This is a genomic window from Porphyrobacter sp. HT-58-2 (assembly GCF_002952215.1).
Taxonomy (GTDB): domain Bacteria; phylum Pseudomonadota; class Alphaproteobacteria; order Sphingomonadales; family Sphingomonadaceae; genus Erythrobacter.
Genome location: NZ_CP022600.1, coordinates 3,179,370 through 3,199,541, shown reverse-complemented (window position 1 = coordinate 3,199,541; position 20,172 = coordinate 3,179,370). Strand labels below are relative to the sequence as shown.

Annotated in this window: 14 protein-coding genes and 1 tRNA gene; 6 read left to right on the top strand and 9 right to left on the bottom strand. The window is 66.0% G+C overall.

Translation table 11 applies throughout. From position 1 onward, the window contains the following. Positions 1-16: 16 nt before the first annotated feature. The 3 genes from surE to CHX26_RS15115 all read right to left on the bottom strand — a co-directional run bounded on the left by surE (position 17) and on the right by CHX26_RS15115 (position 4,483). Positions 17-781, bottom strand: a complete 765-nt coding sequence (surE, locus tag CHX26_RS15125; RefSeq protein WP_104943087.1) for a 5'/3'-nucleotidase SurE — start codon at positions 779-781, stop codon at positions 17-19. Continuing rightward, positions 781-2,064 (bottom strand): serine--tRNA ligase, encoded by a 1,284-nt coding sequence (gene serS, locus CHX26_RS15120; RefSeq protein WP_104943086.1) that lies wholly within the window; start codon positions 2,062-2,064, stop codon positions 781-783. The genes surE and serS overlap by 1 nt, the downstream gene beginning before the upstream one ends. 94 nt (positions 2,065-2,158) lie before the next feature. Then, positions 2,159-4,483, bottom strand: a complete 2,325-nt coding sequence (locus CHX26_RS15115; RefSeq protein ID WP_104943085.1) for a TonB-dependent receptor — start codon at positions 4,481-4,483, stop codon at positions 2,159-2,161. Between the two features lie 121 nt (positions 4,484-4,604). On the opposite strand from CHX26_RS15115, the gene CHX26_RS15110 reads away from it, so the two are divergent. The 4 genes from CHX26_RS15110 (at position 4,605) to CHX26_RS15095 (ending at position 9,548) form a co-directional block, all read left to right on the top strand. Then, on the top strand, positions 4,605-5,273 hold the full coding sequence (locus CHX26_RS15110) for a TetR/AcrR family transcriptional regulator (protein ID WP_104943084.1): 669 nt from the start codon (positions 4,605-4,607) through the stop codon (positions 5,271-5,273). Positions 5,274-5,472: 199 nt separating this feature from the next. Then, positions 5,473-7,746 (top strand): TonB-dependent hemoglobin/transferrin/lactoferrin family receptor, encoded by a 2,274-nt coding sequence (locus CHX26_RS15105; RefSeq protein WP_233997193.1) that lies wholly within the window; start codon positions 5,473-5,475, stop codon positions 7,744-7,746. A gap of 27 nt (positions 7,747-7,773) precedes the next feature. Continuing rightward, positions 7,774-8,778 (top strand): DUF6607 family protein, encoded by a 1,005-nt coding sequence (locus tag CHX26_RS15100; RefSeq protein ID WP_104943083.1) that lies wholly within the window; start codon positions 7,774-7,776, stop codon positions 8,776-8,778. Between the two features lie 92 nt (positions 8,779-8,870). Next, on the top strand, positions 8,871-9,548 hold the full coding sequence (locus CHX26_RS15095) for a Fe2+-dependent dioxygenase (RefSeq protein WP_104943082.1): 678 nt from the start codon (positions 8,871-8,873) through the stop codon (positions 9,546-9,548). Here the strand turns inward: CHX26_RS15095 and CHX26_RS15090 are convergent. The 4 genes from CHX26_RS15090 to sppA form a co-directional block, all read right to left on the bottom strand. Continuing rightward, positions 9,501-10,271, bottom strand: coding sequence for a SemiSWEET family transporter (locus CHX26_RS15090; RefSeq protein ID WP_104943081.1), 771 nt, complete (start codon positions 10,269-10,271; stop codon positions 9,501-9,503). The genes CHX26_RS15095 and CHX26_RS15090 overlap by 48 nt on opposite strands. Positions 10,272-10,321: 50 nt before the next feature. Further along, the gene (locus CHX26_RS15085; RefSeq protein ID WP_104943080.1) at positions 10,322-12,952 is read right to left on the bottom strand and encodes a M14 metallopeptidase family protein; all 2,631 of its coding nucleotides are present in this window, start codon (positions 12,950-12,952) and stop codon (positions 10,322-10,324) included. Positions 12,953-13,106: 154 nt separating this feature from the next. Further along, positions 13,107-13,181: transfer RNA gene (locus CHX26_RS15080), tRNA-Val, on the bottom strand. Between the two features lie 96 nt (positions 13,182-13,277). After that, positions 13,278-15,179 (bottom strand): signal peptide peptidase SppA, encoded by a 1,902-nt coding sequence (sppA, locus tag CHX26_RS15075; protein WP_104943079.1) that lies wholly within the window; start codon positions 15,177-15,179, stop codon positions 13,278-13,280. Positions 15,180-15,297: 118 nt separating this feature from the next. Here sppA and CHX26_RS15070 point away from each other — a divergent pair, with 118 nt between their 5' ends. Both CHX26_RS15070 and CHX26_RS15065 read left to right on the top strand, forming a co-directional pair. Then, positions 15,298-16,317, top strand: a complete 1,020-nt coding sequence (locus tag CHX26_RS15070; RefSeq protein ID WP_172449928.1) for an aspartate carbamoyltransferase catalytic subunit — start codon at positions 15,298-15,300, stop codon at positions 16,315-16,317. Next, the gene (locus tag CHX26_RS15065; protein WP_104943480.1) at positions 16,314-17,549 is read left to right on the top strand and encodes a dihydroorotase; all 1,236 of its coding nucleotides are present in this window, start codon (positions 16,314-16,316) and stop codon (positions 17,547-17,549) included. Before CHX26_RS15070 ends, CHX26_RS15065 begins: the two co-directional genes overlap by 4 nt. A 456-nt stretch (positions 17,550-18,005) precedes the next feature. Here CHX26_RS15065 and CHX26_RS15060 read toward each other — a convergent pair whose 3' ends face one another. After that, a complete protein-coding gene (locus CHX26_RS15060) occupies positions 18,006-19,370 on the bottom strand; it encodes a tetratricopeptide repeat protein (protein WP_172449861.1) in 1,365 nt (454 codons plus the stop codon). Between the two features lie 62 nt (positions 19,371-19,432). Further along, entirely contained in the window at positions 19,433-20,158 is a 726-nt protein-coding gene (locus tag CHX26_RS16120; RefSeq protein ID WP_104943076.1) for a hypothetical protein, read from the bottom strand. Between the last annotated feature and the right edge of the window lie 14 nt (positions 20,159-20,172).

Here is a 20,172-nt window from a genome sequence, read left to right as displayed (position 1 = left end):
CGCGCCCGGCCCCGCTTCAGCCGCCGAACCGTTCGGCCAGAATGCCGATGGTCGAATAGTGGGTGAGGTCAAGCTGCAAGGGCGTGACCGCGATATGGCCATCCTCGATCGCTTCGAGATCGGTGCCGTGATCGAGGGTATGCTCGATCGGGTCGAGCCCGAACCAGAAATAGCGATAGCCACGCGGATCACGGCCTTCGACCACGGTGCCGCGCGAATAGTCATGGAAGCCCTGCCGCACGACTCGGATACCCTTGACCTCCTCCGGCGGCAGCGCAGGAAAGTTGACGTTGATCAGCGTGCGCTCCGCCATCGGCGCGTCCAACAGGGGGGCAAGCACCTTCGGCCCCCATTCGCGCGCTGCGCCGAAGGGGACGTCATCGCCCATGCCTTCGCGGGCATAGACCTGGCTGAACGCAATCGAGCGCACGCCTGCCAGCGCGCCCTCGATCGCGGCAGAAACCGTGCCGGAATAGGTGATGTCATCGGCAAGGTTCGCCCCGCGATTGACGCCCGAAAGGATCAGGTCGGGAGGTGAGGGCATGACGGTGCGCAGCGCCATCATCACGCTGTCGGTGGGCGTCCCGGTGACGGCGAAGCGGCGTTCCTCCAGCTTCTGGAGCCGGACGGGCCGCGTCAGGGTGAGCGAGTGGCCCGCGCCCGATTGTTCCTCTGACGGTGCGCAGACCCAGATATCGTCGCTGAATTGCCGCGCGATTTCCTCCAGCACCTTGAGGCCGGGGGCGTGGATGCCATCATCATTGGTGAGGAGAATGCGCATCAGGCGAGCGGCTCCAGCTTGGTGACGCCGCCCATATAGGGCAGCAAGGCTTCAGGCACGGTGACGCTGCCATCGGCGTTCTGGTAATTCTCGATCACCGCCACCAGCGTGCGCCCGACCGCGAGGCCGGAGCCGTTGAGGGTGTGGACGAACTGGGTTGTCTTCTGCTCGCCCGCGACGCGGTAGCGGGTGTTCATGCGGCGGGCCTGGAAGTCGCCGGTGTTCGAGCAGGAACTGATCTCCCGATAGGCGCCTTGCCCCGGCAGCCACACCTCCAGATCATAGGTCTTGCGCGCGCCGAAGCCCATGTCGCCGGTGCACAGCAGCAGCTTGCGGTAGGGCAGGTTCAGGCGTTCGAGGATGGTCTCGGCGGCGCGGGTCATGCGCTGGTGTTCGGCCTCGGAGTCCTCAGGGCGCACGATGCTGACCAGCTCGCACTTCTCGAACTGATGCTGGCGGATGAACCCCCGCGTATCCCGCCCCGCTGCGCCGGCTTCCGAGCGGAAGCACAGGGTGAGTGCGGTGAGGCGCAGCGGCAAGGCGCTCTCGTCGAGCAATTCGCCCATGACGCTGGCGGTGAGGGAGACTTCGCTGGTGGGGATGAGCCACCGCCCATTGGTGGTGCAGAAGCTGTCCTCGGCAAACTTCGGAAGTTTGTCAGTGCCATACATCGCATCGTCGCCCACCAGCACCGGCGGGTTGCACTCAGCATAACCATGCTCGCAGGTCTGCACATCCAGCATGAACTGGCCGAGCGCGCGGTGCAGCCGCGCCATCCCGCCCCGAAGGAAGCTGAACCGCGCGCCCGAGAGCCTTGCGCCGGTTTCGAAATCCATGCCCAGCGCCGGGGCGATGTCGGCGTGTTCGCGGGGGGTGAAGTCGAACTCCCGGGGCGTGCCCCAGCGGCTGACTTCGACATTGTCTTCCTCGCCCGCGCCGTCCGGCACATCGGCGCCGGGCAGGTTGGGGATGACTTCGAGCAGTTCCTTCAGCTTGCCCGCCAGCTCATCCGCGCGGGCTTCGAGCGCGGGCATCTGGTCTTTCAGCGCCGCAACTTCGGCCTTGATCGCCTCGGCGCCTTCGCGGTCGCCCTTGGCCATCGCCGCGCCGATCAGCTTGCTCGCCTCATTGCGGCGGCTCTGAGCCTGCTGCACCGCCGTGGTCGCCGCGCGGCGCTCCTCGTCCAGTGCGATCAGCGCCTTGGCCAGCGGATCGACGCCCCGGCGGGCAAGGCCCGCGTCGAAGCTTTCCGGATTCTCTCGGATAAAGCGAATGTCGTGCATGGCCGCGCCTATGCCCGCTTGGCCCCGCCAAGGGAAGAGGGGAGGAAGGGGCGGTGGTGATGTGCCGGAGGCCACCGCCCCTTCGGGGAGGCCGTTAGAAGTTGATCTGCGCAGTCACGAAGATCCGGCGCGGGTCGCCGAAAAAGCCGGTCAGCGTGCCTTCGCGGCCCAGCGTCGGGATGAACGGCGTGCCGCCCACGCCGCCCGCCACGAAGTTGTAGCCTGCGACAATATATTCCTTGTCGAACAGGTTCTTGCCGTGAAGGCCCAGCGACCACGCCCCGCTGTCGGCGGTGTAGACGATGCTTGCATCGACCAGCACGAAGCCATCCTGATCGAGGAAGGGGTTGGGGACTTCGAACTGGCTTGCATCGGAACGCAGCGAGGCGAGGCCAATGAAGTCCAGCATCCCGTCCGCCACCGGCACGCCCATGTTGAAGCCCATGTGCGCGGTGATGTCGGGCGTGTTCTGGAACACGCGGCTGTCGGCCACGTCATTGCCGAAATTGTCGATGAAGGTGTTGAACTTGGCATCCAGCACACCCAGCGACCAGTTGATGCTGAAGCGGCTGCCTTGGCCCGCGAAATCCTTGCCGATCAGCGCGTTGCCTTCGAATTCGATCCCGTTGACATCGGCGTCGGCCGCGTTGGAGGTGATGCCGATGAAGGTGTCGTTGGTGCCGTCGCCGTTGCTGTCGAAGCCGACCGATCCGGGGATCTGCACGTTCTTGTACTGGCCAAGGAAACCGGCGAGGCGGATGTTCACCCGGTTATCCAGCAGCGAGGCCTTCCAGCCCAGTTCGAAGCTGTCGACCGTTTCCGGCTCGAAGCTCATGAAGTCGAACACTTCCTGCGGGTTGCAGGCGCCGCCGGTGGCGTTGCGGCAGGCCGTGGTCTGCCCGCGCGGGTCGAACCCGCCGCCCTTGAAGCCCTGCGAATAAGTGAAATAGACGTTGTTATCCGCATTCGGCTGCCAGCTGATCGAGGCGCGCGGGTTGAAATCCTTGAACGTTGCGCTGCCGTTGAAATCGCTGGTGGTGGCGAAGACCGCGCCGGTGCCGCCGAACAGGTTGGAGAACCCGCCGAGGAAGCTGCGCCGCAACACCTGGCTGGTGCGCTTGTCATTGGTGTAACGCCCGCCGACCGAGACGCTGATCGTGTCCGACAGGTCATAGGTAAAGTCGCCGAACACCGACCAGGTCTTGGTGTTCACATCGCCCAGCGTCTGGGCGGTGAAACCGTTGAGGGTGGTGAACAGCGCCACATCGAAGGCGGTGAAGGCGTTGGCATCGAGGTAGTAGAAGCCCAGCACGCCCGACAGCTTGTCGCCTTCATAGAGCAGCTGCAGTTCCTGGCTGAACTGGTCATTGTTGTAGATCGCCGGCACGTCGAGATCGACGGCGGGCAGGCTGTCGAAGTCGATCGGGGTGGTCGACTTGTCCTCGCGGTAGCCGGTGATCGACTTGAAGGTGAGCGTGTCGGACAGCTCGATCGCGACATTCAGCGCGCCGCCATAGGCCTCGACCTCCTGATCGACGATGTTCAGCCCCGCGCGGGTATCGAACACATTGTCCAGCACCGGCGCGCCATTGAGCAGGCCGGGGATGAAGCGGTGGCCCTGGCGCGCCTCGCTCTTGTCCTTGATGTAATCGCCCGACAGGCGGATGAACACCGGCCCGCTGTCGAATTCGATCGTGCCGCGCGCCGCCCACACGTCCTTGTTGTAGTTTTCGGTGCCGAGCGTGAGGTTCTCGCCAAAGCCCCCGCGTGACAGGCGCGCGCCGCTCGCGCCGATCTTGAGATTGTCGGTGATCGGGGTGGAGGCGCTGACGATCAGATCGGCCTGATCATAGGAGCCATAGGTGCCGCGCACCATCATGCGGGTTTCGTCGGGCAGACTGGCGGTGACATACTTGATCGCGCCGCCGATGGTGTTGCGGCCATAGAGCGTGCCTTGCGGGCCGCGCAGCACTTCGATGCGCTCGACCTCGTAGATGTCGAGCACGGCGGCCTGGGGGCGGTTGAGGTAGACGTCATCAATGTAGAGGCCCACGCCCGCCTCGAACCCGGCGACCGGATCCTGCTGCCCGACGCCGCGGATGAAGGCTGTGAGGGTGGTGTTGGTGCCGCGGCTCACTTCAAGCGTGACGTTGGGCACCTGTTGCGCGACCGCGACCAGATCCTGCACGCCCTGCTTGATCAGTTCATCGCCCGACAGCGCGGTGACCGACAGCGGCACATCAAGCAGGCGTTCCTCGCGGCGGCGCGCAGTGACATAGATCGTACTGTCTTCCTCGGCAGCAGCGGCCTCGTCAGCTGCGTCGGCGGCACTGTCCTGCGCCATGGCCGGTGCAGCGAGAGTGGCAAGACCGGCCGAACCGGCCAGCAGCAGCGCGCGCAAGCAAAGCGTATTTTTCATCGGGATTGTTCCTCTCCTGGCCCCTTGTTTGCTTACCAATATTGAAAGTTGAACCACCTTTCAAGTTTAGACTTGTGCATGAACCTTGCGCGGCCTACCGAAAGCGTGGAGGGAGTAGCTGATGGGCAACAGTCGGGTCATGGCGGCCATGAGCGAAGGTGCGCGCACAGGCGTGCGTGATGAGGGCAGCGCAAGTGAGGCGCGGGTCCCGCGTACCGAGCGTGGGCGGCGAACCTTGCGCAAGCTGCTTGACGCGGCGGCGGAGGAATTCGGCGAAAAAGGCTTTCACGAAGCCTCAGTCAGCTCGATCACGCGGCGCGCGGGCGTGGCACTGGGCAGCTTCTACACCTATTTCGAGAGCAAGGACGCGCTGTTCCGTGCGCTGGTCGGCGACATGAGCGAAAAGGTGCGCACCAGCGCGCGCTCGGCATTGAGCGATGGCATGGGCGCGCTGGAGATCGAGCGAGCGGCGCTGGCCGCGTTCCTGCGCTTCGCAGCGGAGCACAAGGAAATCTATCGCATCATCGACGAGGCCGAATTCGTCGATCCCGAAAGCTATCGCCAGCATTACGAAACCATCGCCGCGCGGATTGCCGACCGTCTGCGCGCCGGGGCAACGCTGGGCGAATTCCGCGACGGATTGGGCGAACTGGAGGCCTGGGCGCTGATGGGCATGAACGTGTTCGTCGGCCTGCGCTATGTCGTGTGGGGCGGCGGGACGGAGCTGGGGGCCGATGAGGTCGCAGCCGGGGTCAATCGCCTGCTTGCCGAGGGTGTGCTGCGCCGCTGAGAGGGCGGCGGGCTGGATTTCCTTCTCACTTTGCGAATACCACGCGCGCCATCGCCCTGCGGCGCGCGCGGCTGACTGCCTATCTGCATGGCTCGGCAGATAAATTGCGAAAGATTCTTATTCGCAAACTGTATTGACTCTCATTCGCAATAAGGACATTGCGGCGGCGTTCCCTCTCACCCAGCAGGATGCCTCTCGCGTGAACCTGACCAACAAGCTTGCCCTCTCCGTTGCCCCGATTGCCGTGCTTGCCGCGCCGGCCTCTGCCTATGAGGCGGCGCTCACATCTGCCGAAGCCGAAGCCGCCGCCGAAGCAGAGCCACAGCAGCAGACCGGCCGCATCACCGTTACCGCCACGCGCACCCCGGTTTTGCAGGAGGAGGTGGCGGCGACCGTCACCATCATCACCAGCGAGGAAATCGCAGATCAGCTTGCTACCGACATCAGGGATCTGGTGCGCTTCGAGCCGGGCGTCACTGTCCGCCGCGCGCCGGCCCGCTTTGGCGCAGCGATCGGCTCGACCGGACGCGCGGGCAATGAAGACATCGCGATCCGCGGTATCGGCGGCAACCGCGTGCTGATCCAAGTCGACGGCATCCGTTCGCCCCAAGGCTTCAGCTTCGGCCCGCAGAGCGCCGGGCGCGACGGTTTTGCCGATGTCAGCCTCGTCAAGCAGGTCGAGATCCTGCGCGGCCCGGCTTCGGCGCTTTATGGTTCGGATGGTCTTGCGGGCGCGGTCAGCTTTGTCACCGCCGATCCGGTCGATCTCATCAAGGGCGAGGATTTCGGTGGCTTTGTGTCGAGCCAATATTCCAGCGAGGACAATGAATTCGCCCAGACCGTGACGCTGGCCGGGCAGACCGGCAACGTCTCGGCGATGATCGCCTACACCCGGCGCGATTTCAATGAATTGGAGAACCGCGGCGCGAATGTCGGCACCGGCCCGCTTCGCACTGCACCCAATCCGCAGGATGGTCAGAGCGATGCCGTGCTGGCCAAGCTGGTGTGGGACAATGGCCCGCACCGCATCCGCCTGACCGGCGAATGGCTCGACACGGCGGTGGAAACCGAGGTGCTGACCGGCCTTGGTCCGGCCTTCACCTTCGGTCCGCGTCCGGTGTGGAACGTCGACGGCCTCAACGCCCGCGATACCACCGAGCGTGTGCGCGCCTCGCTCGACTGGACCTATGAGGGCAGCGGGGATGATGCGATCGAATATGCTTTCCTGTCGGCCTATTGGCAGGATGCCGAGGACCGGCAGTTCGCCTTCGAGGAGCGGACCAGCCTCACCGCCATGCCCGCGCCTGACCGGGAGCGACTGAACACCTTCGAAAACCGGGTCTATGGCGCGGTCGGGGAGCTGCGCAGCGGGTTCGAGCTTGGCGGCATGAAGCACCGCATTGCGCTGGGCGGCGATGTCAGCTGGACCCGGCAGGAAGGCCTGCGCGACGGCACCTTCCCAGGGCGCGGCGAAAGCTTCCCGACCCGCGCGTTCCCGGTGACCGACTTCACGCTGGGCGGTTTCTTCATTTCCGATGAGATCACGCTGCTCGATGGTGCGCTCAAGCTGTTCCCGGCGCTGCGCTTCGACTTCTATGATCTGAACCCGACTGACGATCCGCTGCTCACCACCTTCACGCCGGCAGGGCAAAGTGACAGCCGCCTGTCGCCCAAGTTCGGCGCGACCGTAAAGCTGACCGACACCGTGATCCTGTTCGGCAATTATGCGCAGGGTTTCCTCGCACCGACGCCGTCTCAGGTGAACAACTTCTTCGAATTTATCGCCGGGGGCTACACGTCGATCCCCAACCCTGATCTGCGCCCGGAAACCAGCGAAAGCTTCGAGGTGGGCGCGCGCTATGTCGGGGATATCTTCACCCTGCAGGTGACCGGCTTCAGGGGCGATTACGACAATTTCATCAGCCAGCAGGTGATCCGCGGCGGCTTTACGCCGCAAGACCCGGCAATCTTCCAGTTCGTCAATTTCAGCGCGGCGGAGATCGAAGGCATCGAGGCGCGCGCCGAAATGAAGCTCGATAGTGGTGTCTTTGCGCGCTTCGCGATGGCCTATGTCAATGGCGATGTCGTCAATCCCGGCGGCGCGCGGGTGCCGCTTGATACGATCGATCCCTTTAACCTCGTCGGCAGCCTCGGCTACCGCGACCCACAAGGGCGGTTCGGCGGCGAGCTGATCCTGACCCATAACGGGCGCAAGGAGAGGCGCGAGGTCGAGCGCGCTGCGGACGGCACCGACCTGTTCGTGCGGCCTGAAGCTTCGACGATCCTTGATCTTACCGCCTTCGTCGCCGTGACCGACCGCCTCAAACTGCGCGCGGGCGTCTTCAATCTGACCAACGAGACGTTCGCCCTGTGGTCCGACGTTCGCGGTCTGCGTGTGGAAAACGCCAATATTCTCGATGCCTTCACCCGGCCGGGCCGAAATGTTAGTGTGTCGGCCAGCTATCGATTCTGAATTGCAACATCAACAAGTGAGGACACCATGAACAGACTGACCAAGACCATCCTCGCCTCCGGCCTTGCGACGCTGGCGCTGGCTGCGGTTCCGGCTCCGGCGCTGGCGGACAAGCCGATCGTCCAGAGCGCCGATGCTGCCAAGGCGGCGTTCGAGGAAGACCGCAAGGCAATCCTCGCCATGGCGGGCGATTTCAAGGTGACCTTCGACATGCAGGAATCCACCCCTTGGGTCGAAGGCTACACGCCGCTGGAGCGCAAGATTTCGGGCGGCTATGAAAGCGTCCGCGTGATCGAGGACACCGGCACCAAGATCGTGCTCCAGCACCTGCTGGTGACCGGGGACGAGGCCAACCCTTACGTCGTGAAGCATTGGCGGCAGGACTGGGAGTATCAGCCGGAAAAGATCCTGACCTTCACCGGCGGCGACAATTGGGAATGGACCGCCGTGCCCGAAAAGATGCGCGCCGGACGCTGGTCGCAGACCGTCTGGCAGGTCGATGACAGCCCGCGCTATGCCGGCTGGGGCGAGTGGGAGACGACCCACGGCATCCGCCGCTGGCGTTCCAACTGGACGGCCCGTCCGCTCGCTCGCCGCGATGCGATCCGCAACCCCGTCTATGATCATTACATGGGCATCAACCGTCACCAGCTCACCCCGACCGGGTGGATCCACTGGCAGGACAACACCAAGATGACCACGTCCAAGGATGGTTCCGGCGAGGCCAGGCCGGTGGTGCAGGAATATGTGCTCAACACCTATGACCGCTTCAACGGCTACAATGTGGCTGCGGCCGAAACCTACTGGGAAAAGACCAAGGGCTACTGGGATGCGGTGCGCGGCAAGTGGGACGAAGTGGCCGAGGCCAATGGCGGCATCCGCATCGCGCAGGAAGCCGGCGCAGGCACCACCATCGCCAACGAGCTGATGATCCTCGCCGACAAGATCAAGGACGGCAAGGAAACTCCCGAAGCCGCCCGCGAGAAGGCGTTGGCGCTGATCGAGGAAGGCACTTCCCGCAAGGGGGGGTAAGCGGCCCCCTTGCGCGCCTGCCGGCGGGAGAAGTGTCCTCTCTCCCGCCGGCCTCCTTGCTGGCGGCAAGCCTGCCCGCTAGAGCGGCTCCCATGATCCTCGTCATCAACGCCATCGGCGATGCCGATCACCTTGCTGCGATCAGCGACCGGATCGACCTGCTTGAATGGCGGGACGGGCGTGAGACTGCCGGATCGGTCGCGCGTGAGGTCAAGCGCAACGAACAGGCTGTGATGCACAGCGTGCCAGGCCGCGCGCTGCAGGACGAACTGGCGGGGATCATCAGCGATAACCCGGTGCTCAAGGCCGCTGCCCAGCCACGCCGCTTCTCGCCGCTCATCATCAGCCGCACCGGGGTAGGCGGCCAGTACGGCGCCCATGTCGACAATGCGCTGATGGGGCGCGGCGCGCTGCGGCTGCGCACCGACCTGTCCTTTACCCTGTTCCTGACCCCGCCCGGCGAATACGAGGGCGGGGAACTGGTGATCCACGCCGCCGGAATGACGCAGGAGGTGAAGGGCGAGGCGGGCAATCTGGTGCTTTACCCTTCGGGCAGCATCCACGAGGTCAGGCCCGTCACGCGCGGCACGCGGATCGTGTGCGTTGGCTGGATCGAAAGTCTGGTCGCCGATCAGGCCCAGCGCGAGATGCTGTTCGATCTGGAGAATCTGCGCAGCACCCTGCGCCAGCAATTGCCCAGCCAGTCGGCCGAACTGCTGACGCTAGACAAGACCATCGCCAACCTGCTGCGGATGTGGGCGCGCGGCTGAGGCGGGGCGCGGCGCAACGGTGCGCTTGCCCTTCAGCGTGAAGAACAGGATCAGGCTGACCCCGATCACGCTCGGCCCGGCCCAGACCAGTGGGTTGAAAACCTCTTCGGGCACCCAGCGGATCAGCCCGACCGACAGGAAGGCGGTATAGGCGGAAATCCCCATCCCGATCAGCGCGCGGAAATGCTCGCCAATGTAGGTCTGGCGCGGCGGATCACCCTTGCGCCAGATATAGAGCTGCTGGATCAGCATCGAGACGATCCCGATCACCGCCACCAGCACCATCAGCGGATGGCCGACCTTCACACCGTAAATCCCGCACCACGCACCCGATGCGACGACTGCGGCGATCACCGCCTGATAGCGGAAGCTGCGCAGGGCGCGCCGGTTGCGGCTGTGCTTCACCACCGCGAGCCCATAGTCGACAAAGCCAATGGTAAGCGTGCCGAGATAGAGCATCATCCACCCGAACAGCCCATCAAACAGCGCGCGGTCGGTCACTTCGGGGTGACGATGTTCCGGCCCGTAGAGCGACAGCAGCGCCATGGCGATGGCAAGCGCGCCCGCGCCCAGAAACCCGTAACACGCGGCCTTGCCCCATGAACGGTGGCGCGCTGCGCCCTTCTTGGTGACAATCGGCCCCCAGAACGCCGTCAGCCCCACCGCGCCGGTGATGACATGGGCAACAACAAGGGCCTCGAACAGCGCCATGCCAGCCAGCATGACACAATACGTGTCCAGTTCCTAGGTCACTTTGCGCCCTGAAGGGCCGGTTACCGAACCCGTGACGGCGCAACCAGCACCGCGTTGGCGATCATCAGGTCGAGCCCTTCGAGATAGGCGCGGGTCGATGGATCATGCGCAAAGCCGATCACCAGTCCGCGACCCTGCGACTGGGCCATCAGATAAGGCTTGTAGGCCAGTTGGCGGCGGTTCTCGTCCCACACATAGCCGCTGGCGATGAGATTGCCCGGCGCGGCAAAACGCATCACGTTGACACCCTTGGCCCGGTCGAGCGGGGTGAAGATCTGCGTCCCTGTCGCCAGCACCACCGCACCATCATCATAACCGGCGGACAGGAAGTGGTCAGGCTCGCCCACCACATTCAGCAGCGCACCGGGCAGCGTATCGGGCAGCGCCTGCTGATCCTTGATCGCCTCGCGGTAGGCTGCATCGCTGGTGATCTCGATTGCTTCGGCCAGAGAGCCTTCATCCTCGCCATCGCCTGACGGGTCGCGGCCCAACGCCGCTTCGCGCTTGACCGCCAGCATTGGATTGTCGCCGCTGCTGAAGGTTTCCAGACTGTCGCCAATGGCCACCAGCACGCCGCCCTTGCGCACAAATTCGCGGATGGTGCGCTGCCCGCCGTCGCCGAGCACTGCGGAAGGATCACCCTCCGGCACCAGCAGCACATCGTAATCCGACAGGTTGGCACGGGCGAGGCGGTTGGTGCGGATCGGCGTCACCGGCAGGCCGATGCGCTGTTCCAGGACATAACGCAGCGAACCCGCGCTGAGCTGCGAGATGCCGTCGTCCCACGCCACCGCGACGCGCGGCAGGGTAAGACGCACGAAGCGGTCGCTGCCGAGGTTGGGGCCGCTGTCGACCCAGCCGCTGTCCAGCGCGACGGTATGCGCGCCGACCTCGCTGGCGAGCGCTGACAGGCGTGCCAGCTTTTCCGGGCTGTTCGACCCGGCCGGGAACACCACTGTCCCGCGCGGGAAGCTGCGTCCGGCGGTCTCGAAGGCGCGGTCGGTGACGCGGCCTTCGATCCCTTCACGCAGCGCGAGCGCGACCAGCCGCGCCTGCCCGCTGTCGGTCCACGGCACGGCAATGGCAAAGGCACCGCTGCCCTCCGCCTTGGCGGCGATGGGCGCATCGTAACGCAGCGCCTCGCCAGGGGCGGCGGCATTGCACAGGCGCACATCGACCCCCGCCATCGGCCCCACCGACCATGCGGTGACATCATAAAGCTCGTGCGGGAGATCGACCGAACGACGGCGTTCCTGTTCGGCAAGGAAATCGGGCGGCAGCGGCGTGTCACGGTCAAGCAGGCTGCGGATCAGCCGCGCGGCGGGCTGGGCCTGCGGGACAGCGAGATAGCCTGCCGGATAGGACTTGCCGCAAAGCGTCGCCGCGCCTTCGCGCCGCAGCACGGTAATCCCTTGCTGGGCAAGGCGGCGCCCGAGCCGCTCGGCATTCCAGCGCCGCTTGCCAAGATCGATCACATAGGTTCCCCGGCCCGCCGCGCCGCTGGCATTGCCGGCACGATAGGCGGCGAAATCGGCAAGGAACCGGTCCGGATTGTCGGCCACCGCGCTTGCCGTGGCGAGGCTGGCGGAAAAGTGGTTGGCGACCCCGTCCGCATAGGTCAGCTCGGTTCCATCGCGCCGGGCAAACACCAGACCGCGCGCCGACCCCTGTTCGTAGGTCGATCCGATCGCGCCCTGATGCGCGTTCCAGGTGTCGCCATATCCGGGATAGAACAGGTCATAGACCTCACGCGTGAAATAGGGCTCGCCCCGCGCATCGAAAGCGGCGGCATTGTAGCGGCCGATCAGTTCGTAGGCACGGATCTGTGCCGGGCTGAGGTTGGGGTTGAAGGGCTGCGCAGCTGGGGAGAAGAAATAGGTCTCGTCCCCGCCCATTTCGTGCAGGTCCACCACTACGACCGGGTTCCACTGCCGGATCGCCGTGACCTTGCCGCGGGTTTCCGGCTGCGACAGCGTGAACCAGTCGCGGTTGAGATCGAACATGTAGTGATTGACGCGCCCGCTCGGCCAGGGCTCGTCATGTTCCGCCGCCTGGCGGTCGGCATCGGGGACAATGCCCGTCGCAGCGAGGAAATTGTTCACGAAGCGCGCCCGGCCGTCGGGGTTCTGCATGGGGTCGATCACGACAATGGTGTTGGCCATGATCTTGGCGGCGCGGTCGTCATCCTGCGCGGCGAGCAGGTGATAGGCCGTCATCAACGCCGCATCGGTCGAGGAGATTTCGTTGCCGTGGACGCCATATGCCAGCCAGGTCACCGGCAGCGCGCTGCCATTGCCGGGTCGGCCGGCGGCGATATTGGCCATATCGGCGCGAATCGCATCGAGGCGCGCCATGTTGGCGGGCGCTGACAGGACGAGGTAATAAAGCGGGCGGCCCTCCCAGCTCGTGGCATATTGCACCAGCTTCACCCGGTCGGGCGCAGCGTCGGCCAGAACCTTGATATAGGCATAGGTCTGGTCGGGAGAGGTGATGCGGGTGCCCGGCGCATGGCCGACAGTTGCGGTCAGGGTCGGGATCGCCGGATCGAAGCTGCCTTGCGCGAAGGACTGCGCGGCGGCTGGACCTGCACCTGCCGCACCCACCAGTGCCGCCACCACGACGAGCCACCGCCCCCAGAACCTGTTCCGCATGAAATACCTCGCTGGCGCGCCCTGTCGCGCTAAGGCCCGAGCCTTGCCGCGAAGTAGCCCGCCCGGTCAAGCGCAGAGGGGCAAATGACGGTGGGAGCGGCGCTGCTACAAAGGAATCCGCGCCATTTCCGCCGATCAGATCACTGGGGGGAAATGGTGGGCGCGACAGGGATTGAACCTGTGACCCCACCCGTGTGAAGGGTGTGCTCTACCGCTGAGCTACGCGCCCGTCCGCAAGGCCATTTGGCCGGGACAGGGGCGCGCCTTTAATGCGGCCTCACGCGCTTGGCAAGCGCTCGCGGCGGTGCTGGCGCGATTTCGTGTCTCAGTTTGCCGCAAGCCAGCCGAACAGCGCCAGCAGGCCGTCGGGCCGAGCCGTGCTGCGCGCGGACGGGGCGGCGATTGTGCCGGAACTGACGGGGCATTCTAGGCAGAAGGCCTGCACGCCGCGGGTGCCGAGCAACCGCTCGCTATCGCGCAGGATGCGTTCGCCCAGCGCCTCGCTACGGCGCGCGGTCATCGCGAACAGATCGCCGTTGTGGCCGGCCCGTGCCGCGCTGTCCCTGGTGACAAGCTGGCGGATCAGCGAATCGTAATTGGCCTCCTGCTCGCCGAGATAGACCGCGTGCCAATCGTCGTCCTTGGCCCCGGCCTTGGCCGCCGCCCAGGCGAGCGCATCGGGCAGGCCGCCAAAGGCATCGACCAGCCCGTTCTGGCGTGCGGTGCCGCCGTCCCACACCTGACCTTGCGCAATCGCATCGACCTTCTCGACCGGCATCGAACGTGCCTTGGCGACCAGTTCCAGGAATTCGCGATAGGTGTTGCCGATGGTCGATTGCAGCACGGCGTCCATTTCCGGGGTAAAGCCCGCCACCGGGTTGGGCTGGCCCGAAAGGGGCGTGGTGCGATAACCGTCCGCCGCCACGCCAAGCCGGGCGGCGCTGCGTTCGAAGGTCGGGATCACCGCGAACACCCCGATCGATCCGGTGATCGTTTCGGGTTCGGCGAAGATCCGGTCGCTCGACATCGATACCCAGTAACCGCCGCTTGCCGCGACATTGCCGAAGGACACGGCGACGGGGATCTTGCGGTCGCGGTAACGCTGCACCGCGCGCCGGATTTCTTCCGAGGCGGTGGCCGATCCCCCGGGCGAATCGACCCGCACCACCAGCGCTGCGAGGTCATCATCCAGCGCCTCGTCGAGCAGATCGGCGATACGCGCGCCGCCCGCCACGCCCGGCCCGGCGTCACCATCGACGATTTCGCCGGCAATGGTAACGACACCAATCGCCTTGCCCTTACGCTTGGCAGGCTGGTCGGCAAGGAACGCCTCGAAGCTGCTCGACGCAAAGCTGCCGGGCTTTTCGCTCCACGGATCCTTGCCTGCCAGTTCGGCCACCCGCGCCCCGAATGCGACGCGGTCGCCCAGCTTGTCGACCAGCCCCGCGGCCAGCGCCGCCTTGGCGATATTGCCCCCGGATTCCGCAATCCAGCCGACCGGATCGCCCGTCACCCGGTCAAGCGCGAGCTTGGGCCGGGCCTTGGTTACATTGGCCTTCCATTCATCCCACAGCGCCTCGTAGACGCCGCCGATATTGGTTCGCGCCTCATCCGACATCGAGGTGCGCGACCAGGGTTCGACCGCGGCCTTGAATTCGCCCACCCGGTAGACCCGCGCATTGACGCTGAGCTTTTCGAGCAGGCCCGCATAATAGAGGTTGTAGCCGCCCGGCCCGGCGATCAGCGCCAGCCCTTGCGGATCGAGCCACACCTCGCTGGCGTGCGCGGCGAGGCGCATGTGATCATCGGCATAGCCCACCGCATAGGTCAGCACCGGCTTCTTGGCCTTGCGCACCCGGTCCATCGCCTCGCCGATGTCCTTGAGGTGGACATGGCCTGCACCAAGGAACGTGGTGAGATCGAGTACCACCGCCTTGATCCGGTCATCTTCGGCGGCCGCATCCAGTGCGCGCACCACGTCGCGGGCGCGATATTCCTCGATCGGCGCGCTGCCCGACAGCAGCGCCGCGATCGGATCGAGCACCGATTTCTCCTCGACCACCACGCCCGAAAGCTCGATCAGCAGCGCGCCCTCTCGCACCTTGCCGGGGTTGGGGCGGGCGGACAGGGCCGCGAACAACGTCACGAAAAACAGCAGCATGAACAGCAGCACGAGGCCGTCCTTGATCCCGACGAGGATTTTCCAGACCTTGCCGACGAAATTCATGCTCGCTTCCCTTTCAGCCTTGCCCGGGTGATCTAGGGGCTTTGGCGCAGAACTTCTATCGGAAAGCTTACGCGGCGGCTTGAGCGGCGGATGCGGGCGGGCTAGGGGCCTTGGCTTGATGACTTCGCACGCCACCTCCGCCGATCCGGGCCGCTTCCCGAGCGGGCGGCTGGCTTTTCCGCACCGCGATCTGACCGGCATCGGCCATCTGGCGCGGCACGAGATCCTCTACCTGCTCGATCAGGCGGAGCAGTGGGTGGCGCTGAACCGCCAGCGCAACAAGCACACCGATCTGCTGGCCGGTCTCACCATCATCAACGCCTTCTTCGAGAATTCCACCCGCACGCTCTTGTCGTTCGAAATCGCGGGCAAGCGGCTGGGGGCGGATGTGGTCAACATGCACGCCGCCACCTCCAGCGTGAAGAAGGGCGAAACGCTGATCGATACCGCGATCACGCTCAATGCGATGCGCGCCGATGCGATCGTTATCCGCCACGGTTCCTCCGGCGCGACGCGCCTGATTGCGGACAAGGTCGATTGTCCGGTGCTGAACGCCGGCGATGGCAGCCATGAACACCCGACGCAGGCCCTGCTCGATGCGCTCACCTTGCGCCATGCGCTCGCCGAGCGTGGCGAGGCAGCTGAGGACTTCACCGGGCTCAACGTGGTGATCTGCGGCGATATCCTGCACAGCCGGGTCGCGCGGTCGAACATCCTGTGCCTGACCGCGCTGGGAGCAAGGGTCCGGGTCTGCGCGCCACCGGCGCTGATGCCTGCCGGGATCGAGGCGATGGGGGTGGAAGTGTTCCACCGCTTCGACGATGCGCTGGCAGGCGCGGAGGTGGTGATGATGCTGCGCCTCCAGTCGGAACGGATGACCGGGCAGTTCGTCCCGTCCCCGCGCGAATATCGCCGCCTTTACGGTCTGACGCTTGATCGCCTTGCGCTCGCCCGCCCCGATGCACTGGTGATGCATCCCGGCCCGATGAACCGCGGCGTAGAGATCGACAGCGAGGTGGCCGACATGGCGGGCCGCTCGCTCATCACCCGGCAGGTCGAGATGGGGGTCGCGATCCGCATGGCCTGCCTCGACATTCTGACCCGCGAGGCGCGGGGTGTGGAAGGGTGGACGGCATGAAGCAGGCCCGGCCTCTCGCCATCACCAATGCCCGCCTGGTGACGCCCGCTGGGCTTGTTGCCGGCGGGTTGCGCTGTGCCGATGGCGTGATCGCCGCGCTCGGGCCGGAGGTGACCGCGCAGGAGGGTGACGAAACGTTCGACGCCAAGGGCAGGCTGCTCGCCCCCGGCCTTGTCGATCTGGGGGTGTTCGCGGTCGACAAACCCGCGTTCCACTTCGGCGGGATTACCCGTGCGGCGCTGATGCCCGATCAATCCCCGCCGCTCGATCTGCCGAGCCGGGTGGGCTTCATCGCCAAGAGCGGCAAGCCCGACCTGTGGGTTCACCCCCTTGCCGCTGCGACGCGCGGGCTGGAGGGTCGGGAGCTTGCAGAGCTTGCCCTGATGCAGGACGCGGGTGCGCGGGGGGTCGCCACCGGGCGGCGCTGGATCGCGGATTCGGGCGTGATGCTGCGCCTGCTGCGCTATGCGGCGATGCTCGATCTGGTGGTCGTCACCCATGCCGAGGATGGCGGTCTTGCCGGAGATGCGGTTGCGACCGCGGGCGAGATTGCGACGCGCCTCGGCCTGCCGTCTGCCCCTGCCGAGGCCGAATCGCTCGCCATTGCGCGCGATATCGCGCTGGCGGAGATGGCGGGGGCGCGACTCCATATCCGGCAGGTGACGACCGCCAGAGGCTTTGATCTGGTGCGGGCAGCCAAGGCGCGCGGGTTGCCGGTCACCTGCGGGATTACGCCTGCGCATTTCCTGCTGTCAGACCTTGCCACCGCCGATTTCCGCACCTTCACCCGGCTCTCGCCGCCGCTGCGCTGCGAGGCAGATCGGCAGGCGGCGTTGGCGGCCCTTGCCGATGGTACCGTCGACGTGATCGCCAGCGGCCATGATCCGCGCGGGGCCGAGGACAAGCGCCTGCCCTTTGCCGATGCTGCTCCGGGCATGGCGGGGGCGGAAACGCTGCTCGCCACCACGCTGGGGCTGGTGCGCGACGGGGTGATCGACATCCCCCGCGCCTTTGATTGCCTCGCCCGCAACCCGGCGCGGGTGCTGGGCGCACCGGCGGGGGAACTGATTGCCGGTCTGGAGGCCGATCTTGCCCTGATCGATGTGCAAGCCCCGTGGATCATCGACCGCCGCAAGATGGAGGCCACCGCCGACAACACCCCGTTCGATCGGCAGGGGACACAGGGCCGGGTGCTGGGCCTGTGGAAGGGCGGCGTCAGGCTCGCGCTTTAAGCCCAGTCCTACAAAACCGGCCCGGGGCAAGGCCGCACTGACACCGTGAAACAGGGGGTCAAGGCAGGGCTGGCGGGGGCCTAAAAGGGGGCTAGACGGGGTCTGGACGGGGTCTGAAAGGGCCTGAAATCCGCTATACGCTGTTGGAATTCGCCTGACTTTTCGGCTGATTTCCGCCATTTCTCGCAGCGCGGGCAATGTTTCACGCGCATTGGCCACCCGCAACCGGCCTTGCATCCGTTCAGGCACCCTATTGCGCCCCTGGCCTTGTAGGAAAGCCCGTGGGCATGTGCGTTCTGACAAGAAAGCTCCCGGACAGCCTGAGGCCATCCGGGAGCAAGGATTGCTCATCGAGAAACATGGAATCGCCCGCGCTCAAGCAGCGAAGCGATAGCGCGCAAACAACCCGCTCAAGCAGCGAAGCGATAGCGCGCGGAGAACCCGCGCAAGCACCTGTCAACGCGTGCGCGATGCCATCCGGATGCCGCGATCAACCGCGCCTGCGGGCGGGCTGGAGGCAGCATAGGCAAAGCAGCCGCGCCCGGCCGACTTGACCGTGGAGCACATCGACTTGGCGCTCATCGCGCCGAAACCGGCGGCGGCAACGCGCCAGAAGGTGCGCCCGTTCACCACGGCTTCGGTGATGACGACATCGTGATCCTTGAGCGCCGGGAACTTGCCCTTGAGCACGGCCCAGCCGCGCTCGGCCTCAAGCTTGCTGTCATAAGAGCCGAGCTGAACGAGGTGGGTGTTGGCGCTCTTGTCGCTCGCCACCGGGGCGGGCGCGGCGGCAGCGGCCATGCGGCGCTGGGTCGATGCGGCCATGCGCGGCGCGGCGCGCTCGCTGCTGGCGGGCAGTTGCTGCACCACCGGGTTCGAGACGAAGCGCACGCCAGAGGCGGCTGCCGGTGCCGGTGCGGCCTGAGCGGTGCTGATCGAAGGTTCGCTGGCGGCGAAGGCCTGCGCGAAGCTGGCGGGCTCTGCTGCCCTAGCCGGGGCCGGGGCAACGGCGGACATCGGCTCGGCAGCAGCCACTTCGACCGGGGCCTGCGCTGCGGCTTCGGCCACCATGACCTCCTGCGCCGGGAAATTCGCCAGCGCGAGACGCTGCGGCTGACCCGAATCGGCGCGCGGCGTGACGTTGAGCAGGCTGGCGATGCGCTGCTGATACATTTCAGGCGCGGTCATCGCGGCCCATTCGGTGATGCGCGCATCAAGCTGATCGGCCGGCACATCTTCGGCCGCCATCACCCGCGCCGCACGCCAGTTGCCCGCGAGGGCATAGGTATAGGCCAGGTTCTGGCGCAGCTTGGGCGAGGCTTCCTCGCTGGCGCGCACGGCATTGATCAGCACGTGGACGCCGCGTTCCGGTTGCCCGGCCAGCGCCAGCGCCAGACCGAGATCGGCCGGGTCGATCACGCGGGCATATTCATCCAGCACTGCGACAGCTGCGCCCGAATCGCCCATCGCGGTCTTGGCGAGCGCGAAGCTGAGGACGGTGCGCGGGTTTTCGTCGCCAAGATCGAGCGCATCGTTGAAGCTGGTCGCGGCCGACTGGAACCGGCCTGCTTCCATATAGGCTGCGCCCAGCAGCGCGCGGAAGCCGGGGTTGCGCGGTTCGGCCAGCACGGCGGCTTCGGCATGGGCGATGGCCTTGTCGACCTGACCCTTGGCGAGTGCGGTCTGGGCATTGCTGAACGACAGGTCGGCGCGCGGCGCTGCGGCCGTGGTGCAGCCGGACAGCGCGAATGCTGCCACTGCCGTGGTGACGGCGAGCGCGAGGCGCGGCGCGGTGAAGCCGGTCTTGGTGCTGCGGTCCATGTTCATTTCCCCCGTTTGGTCTTGGCGGTTCACGTCGTGGTGGTCGTCTATCGAACGCCGGATCAGTGGCGCTTGAGGTGGCTGGCGATGACATCAAGCTCGCCATATTCGGCGAGCAGGCGGTCGAGCGCCTCGGTGACGAGCGCCTGGGCGCTCACGCCCTGCATCGTGGCTGCAAGGCGCAGTTTGAGGTGACGGTCGGCATCAAGCCGCAAGGTGAAGGCGGCGCGGCGACCGGCCTGCACGGCCGGAACGCGCGGCGCCTTGGTGCGGACAGGCGACGGCGCGGGTGCCTGGACGGGCGCGAGCGGGGTGAAGCCGGTTACGGCGGCGTCATCCTCGCTCTCGTCGCTGGCCTCGAAGGCTTCCTCGACATCGTCCTCGTCGGCGACGTCGTAGCCCCCGGCGTAATCCACGCCGTAAAGCTCCTCGTCATCGGCGTCATATTCGGGTTCGCTGTCTTCCGGGCCGGTCATCACCGCATCGGCGAGCACGCGTTCTTCAAGGCGGCGCTGCTGGCGGCGGACGATCGGGCCAGCGCCTGCCGCGATCTGGTCGGCGGCGATGTCGGCGCTGATCGGCACGATGTCAGCGCCATCGGCGAACCCGGCATCGCCCGCGTCATCATGGCCCATGTCGTTCCAGCCGAGATCTTCCAGCTGATCTTCGGCGATCGGGGTGGTCTCGTCGATGACGAGCGGTGCGACCTGCGGGCGCATGGCGGGCTTGGCGCCGCCCTTGCGGGCCAGCAAGGTCGGGCCGAGCGAGGCAAAACCGGGATCGGACATCGCTCTTGCGTCCC

Bases quoted from the DNA above. Each gene is read 5' to 3' on its own strand.
- surE (WP_104943087.1), bottom strand. From the start codon at position 781: ATGCGCATTCTCCTCACCAATGATGATGGCATCCACGCCCCCGGCCTC.
- serS (WP_104943086.1), bottom strand. From the start codon at position 2,064: ATGCACGACATTCGCTTTATCCGAGAGAATCCGGAAAGCTTCGACGCG.
- CHX26_RS15115 (WP_104943085.1), bottom strand. From the start codon at position 4,483: ATGAAAAATACGCTTTGCTTGCGCGCGCTGCTGCTGGCCGGTTCGGCC.
- CHX26_RS15110 (WP_104943084.1), top strand. From the start codon at position 4,605: ATGGGCAACAGTCGGGTCATGGCGGCCATGAGCGAAGGTGCGCGCACA.
- CHX26_RS15100 (WP_104943083.1), top strand. From the start codon at position 7,774: ATGAACAGACTGACCAAGACCATCCTCGCCTCCGGCCTTGCGACGCTG.
- CHX26_RS15095 (WP_104943082.1), top strand. From the start codon at position 8,871: ATGATCCTCGTCATCAACGCCATCGGCGATGCCGATCACCTTGCTGCG.
- CHX26_RS15090 (WP_104943081.1), bottom strand. From the start codon at position 10,271: ATGCTGGCTGGCATGGCGCTGTTCGAGGCCCTTGTTGTTGCCCATGTC.
- CHX26_RS15085 (WP_104943080.1), bottom strand. From the start codon at position 12,952: ATGCGGAACAGGTTCTGGGGGCGGTGGCTCGTCGTGGTGGCGGCACTG.
- sppA (WP_104943079.1), bottom strand. From the start codon at position 15,179: ATGAATTTCGTCGGCAAGGTCTGGAAAATCCTCGTCGGGATCAAGGAC.
- CHX26_RS15070 (WP_172449928.1), top strand. From the start codon at position 15,298: ATGACTTCGCACGCCACCTCCGCCGATCCGGGCCGCTTCCCGAGCGGG.
- CHX26_RS15065 (WP_104943480.1), top strand. From the start codon at position 16,314: ATGAAGCAGGCCCGGCCTCTCGCCATCACCAATGCCCGCCTGGTGACG.
- CHX26_RS15060 (WP_172449861.1), bottom strand. From the start codon at position 19,370: ATGGACCGCAGCACCAAGACCGGCTTCACCGCGCCGCGCCTCGCGCTC.
- CHX26_RS16120 (WP_104943076.1), bottom strand. From the start codon at position 20,158: ATGTCCGATCCCGGTTTTGCCTCGCTCGGCCCGACCTTGCTGGCCCGC.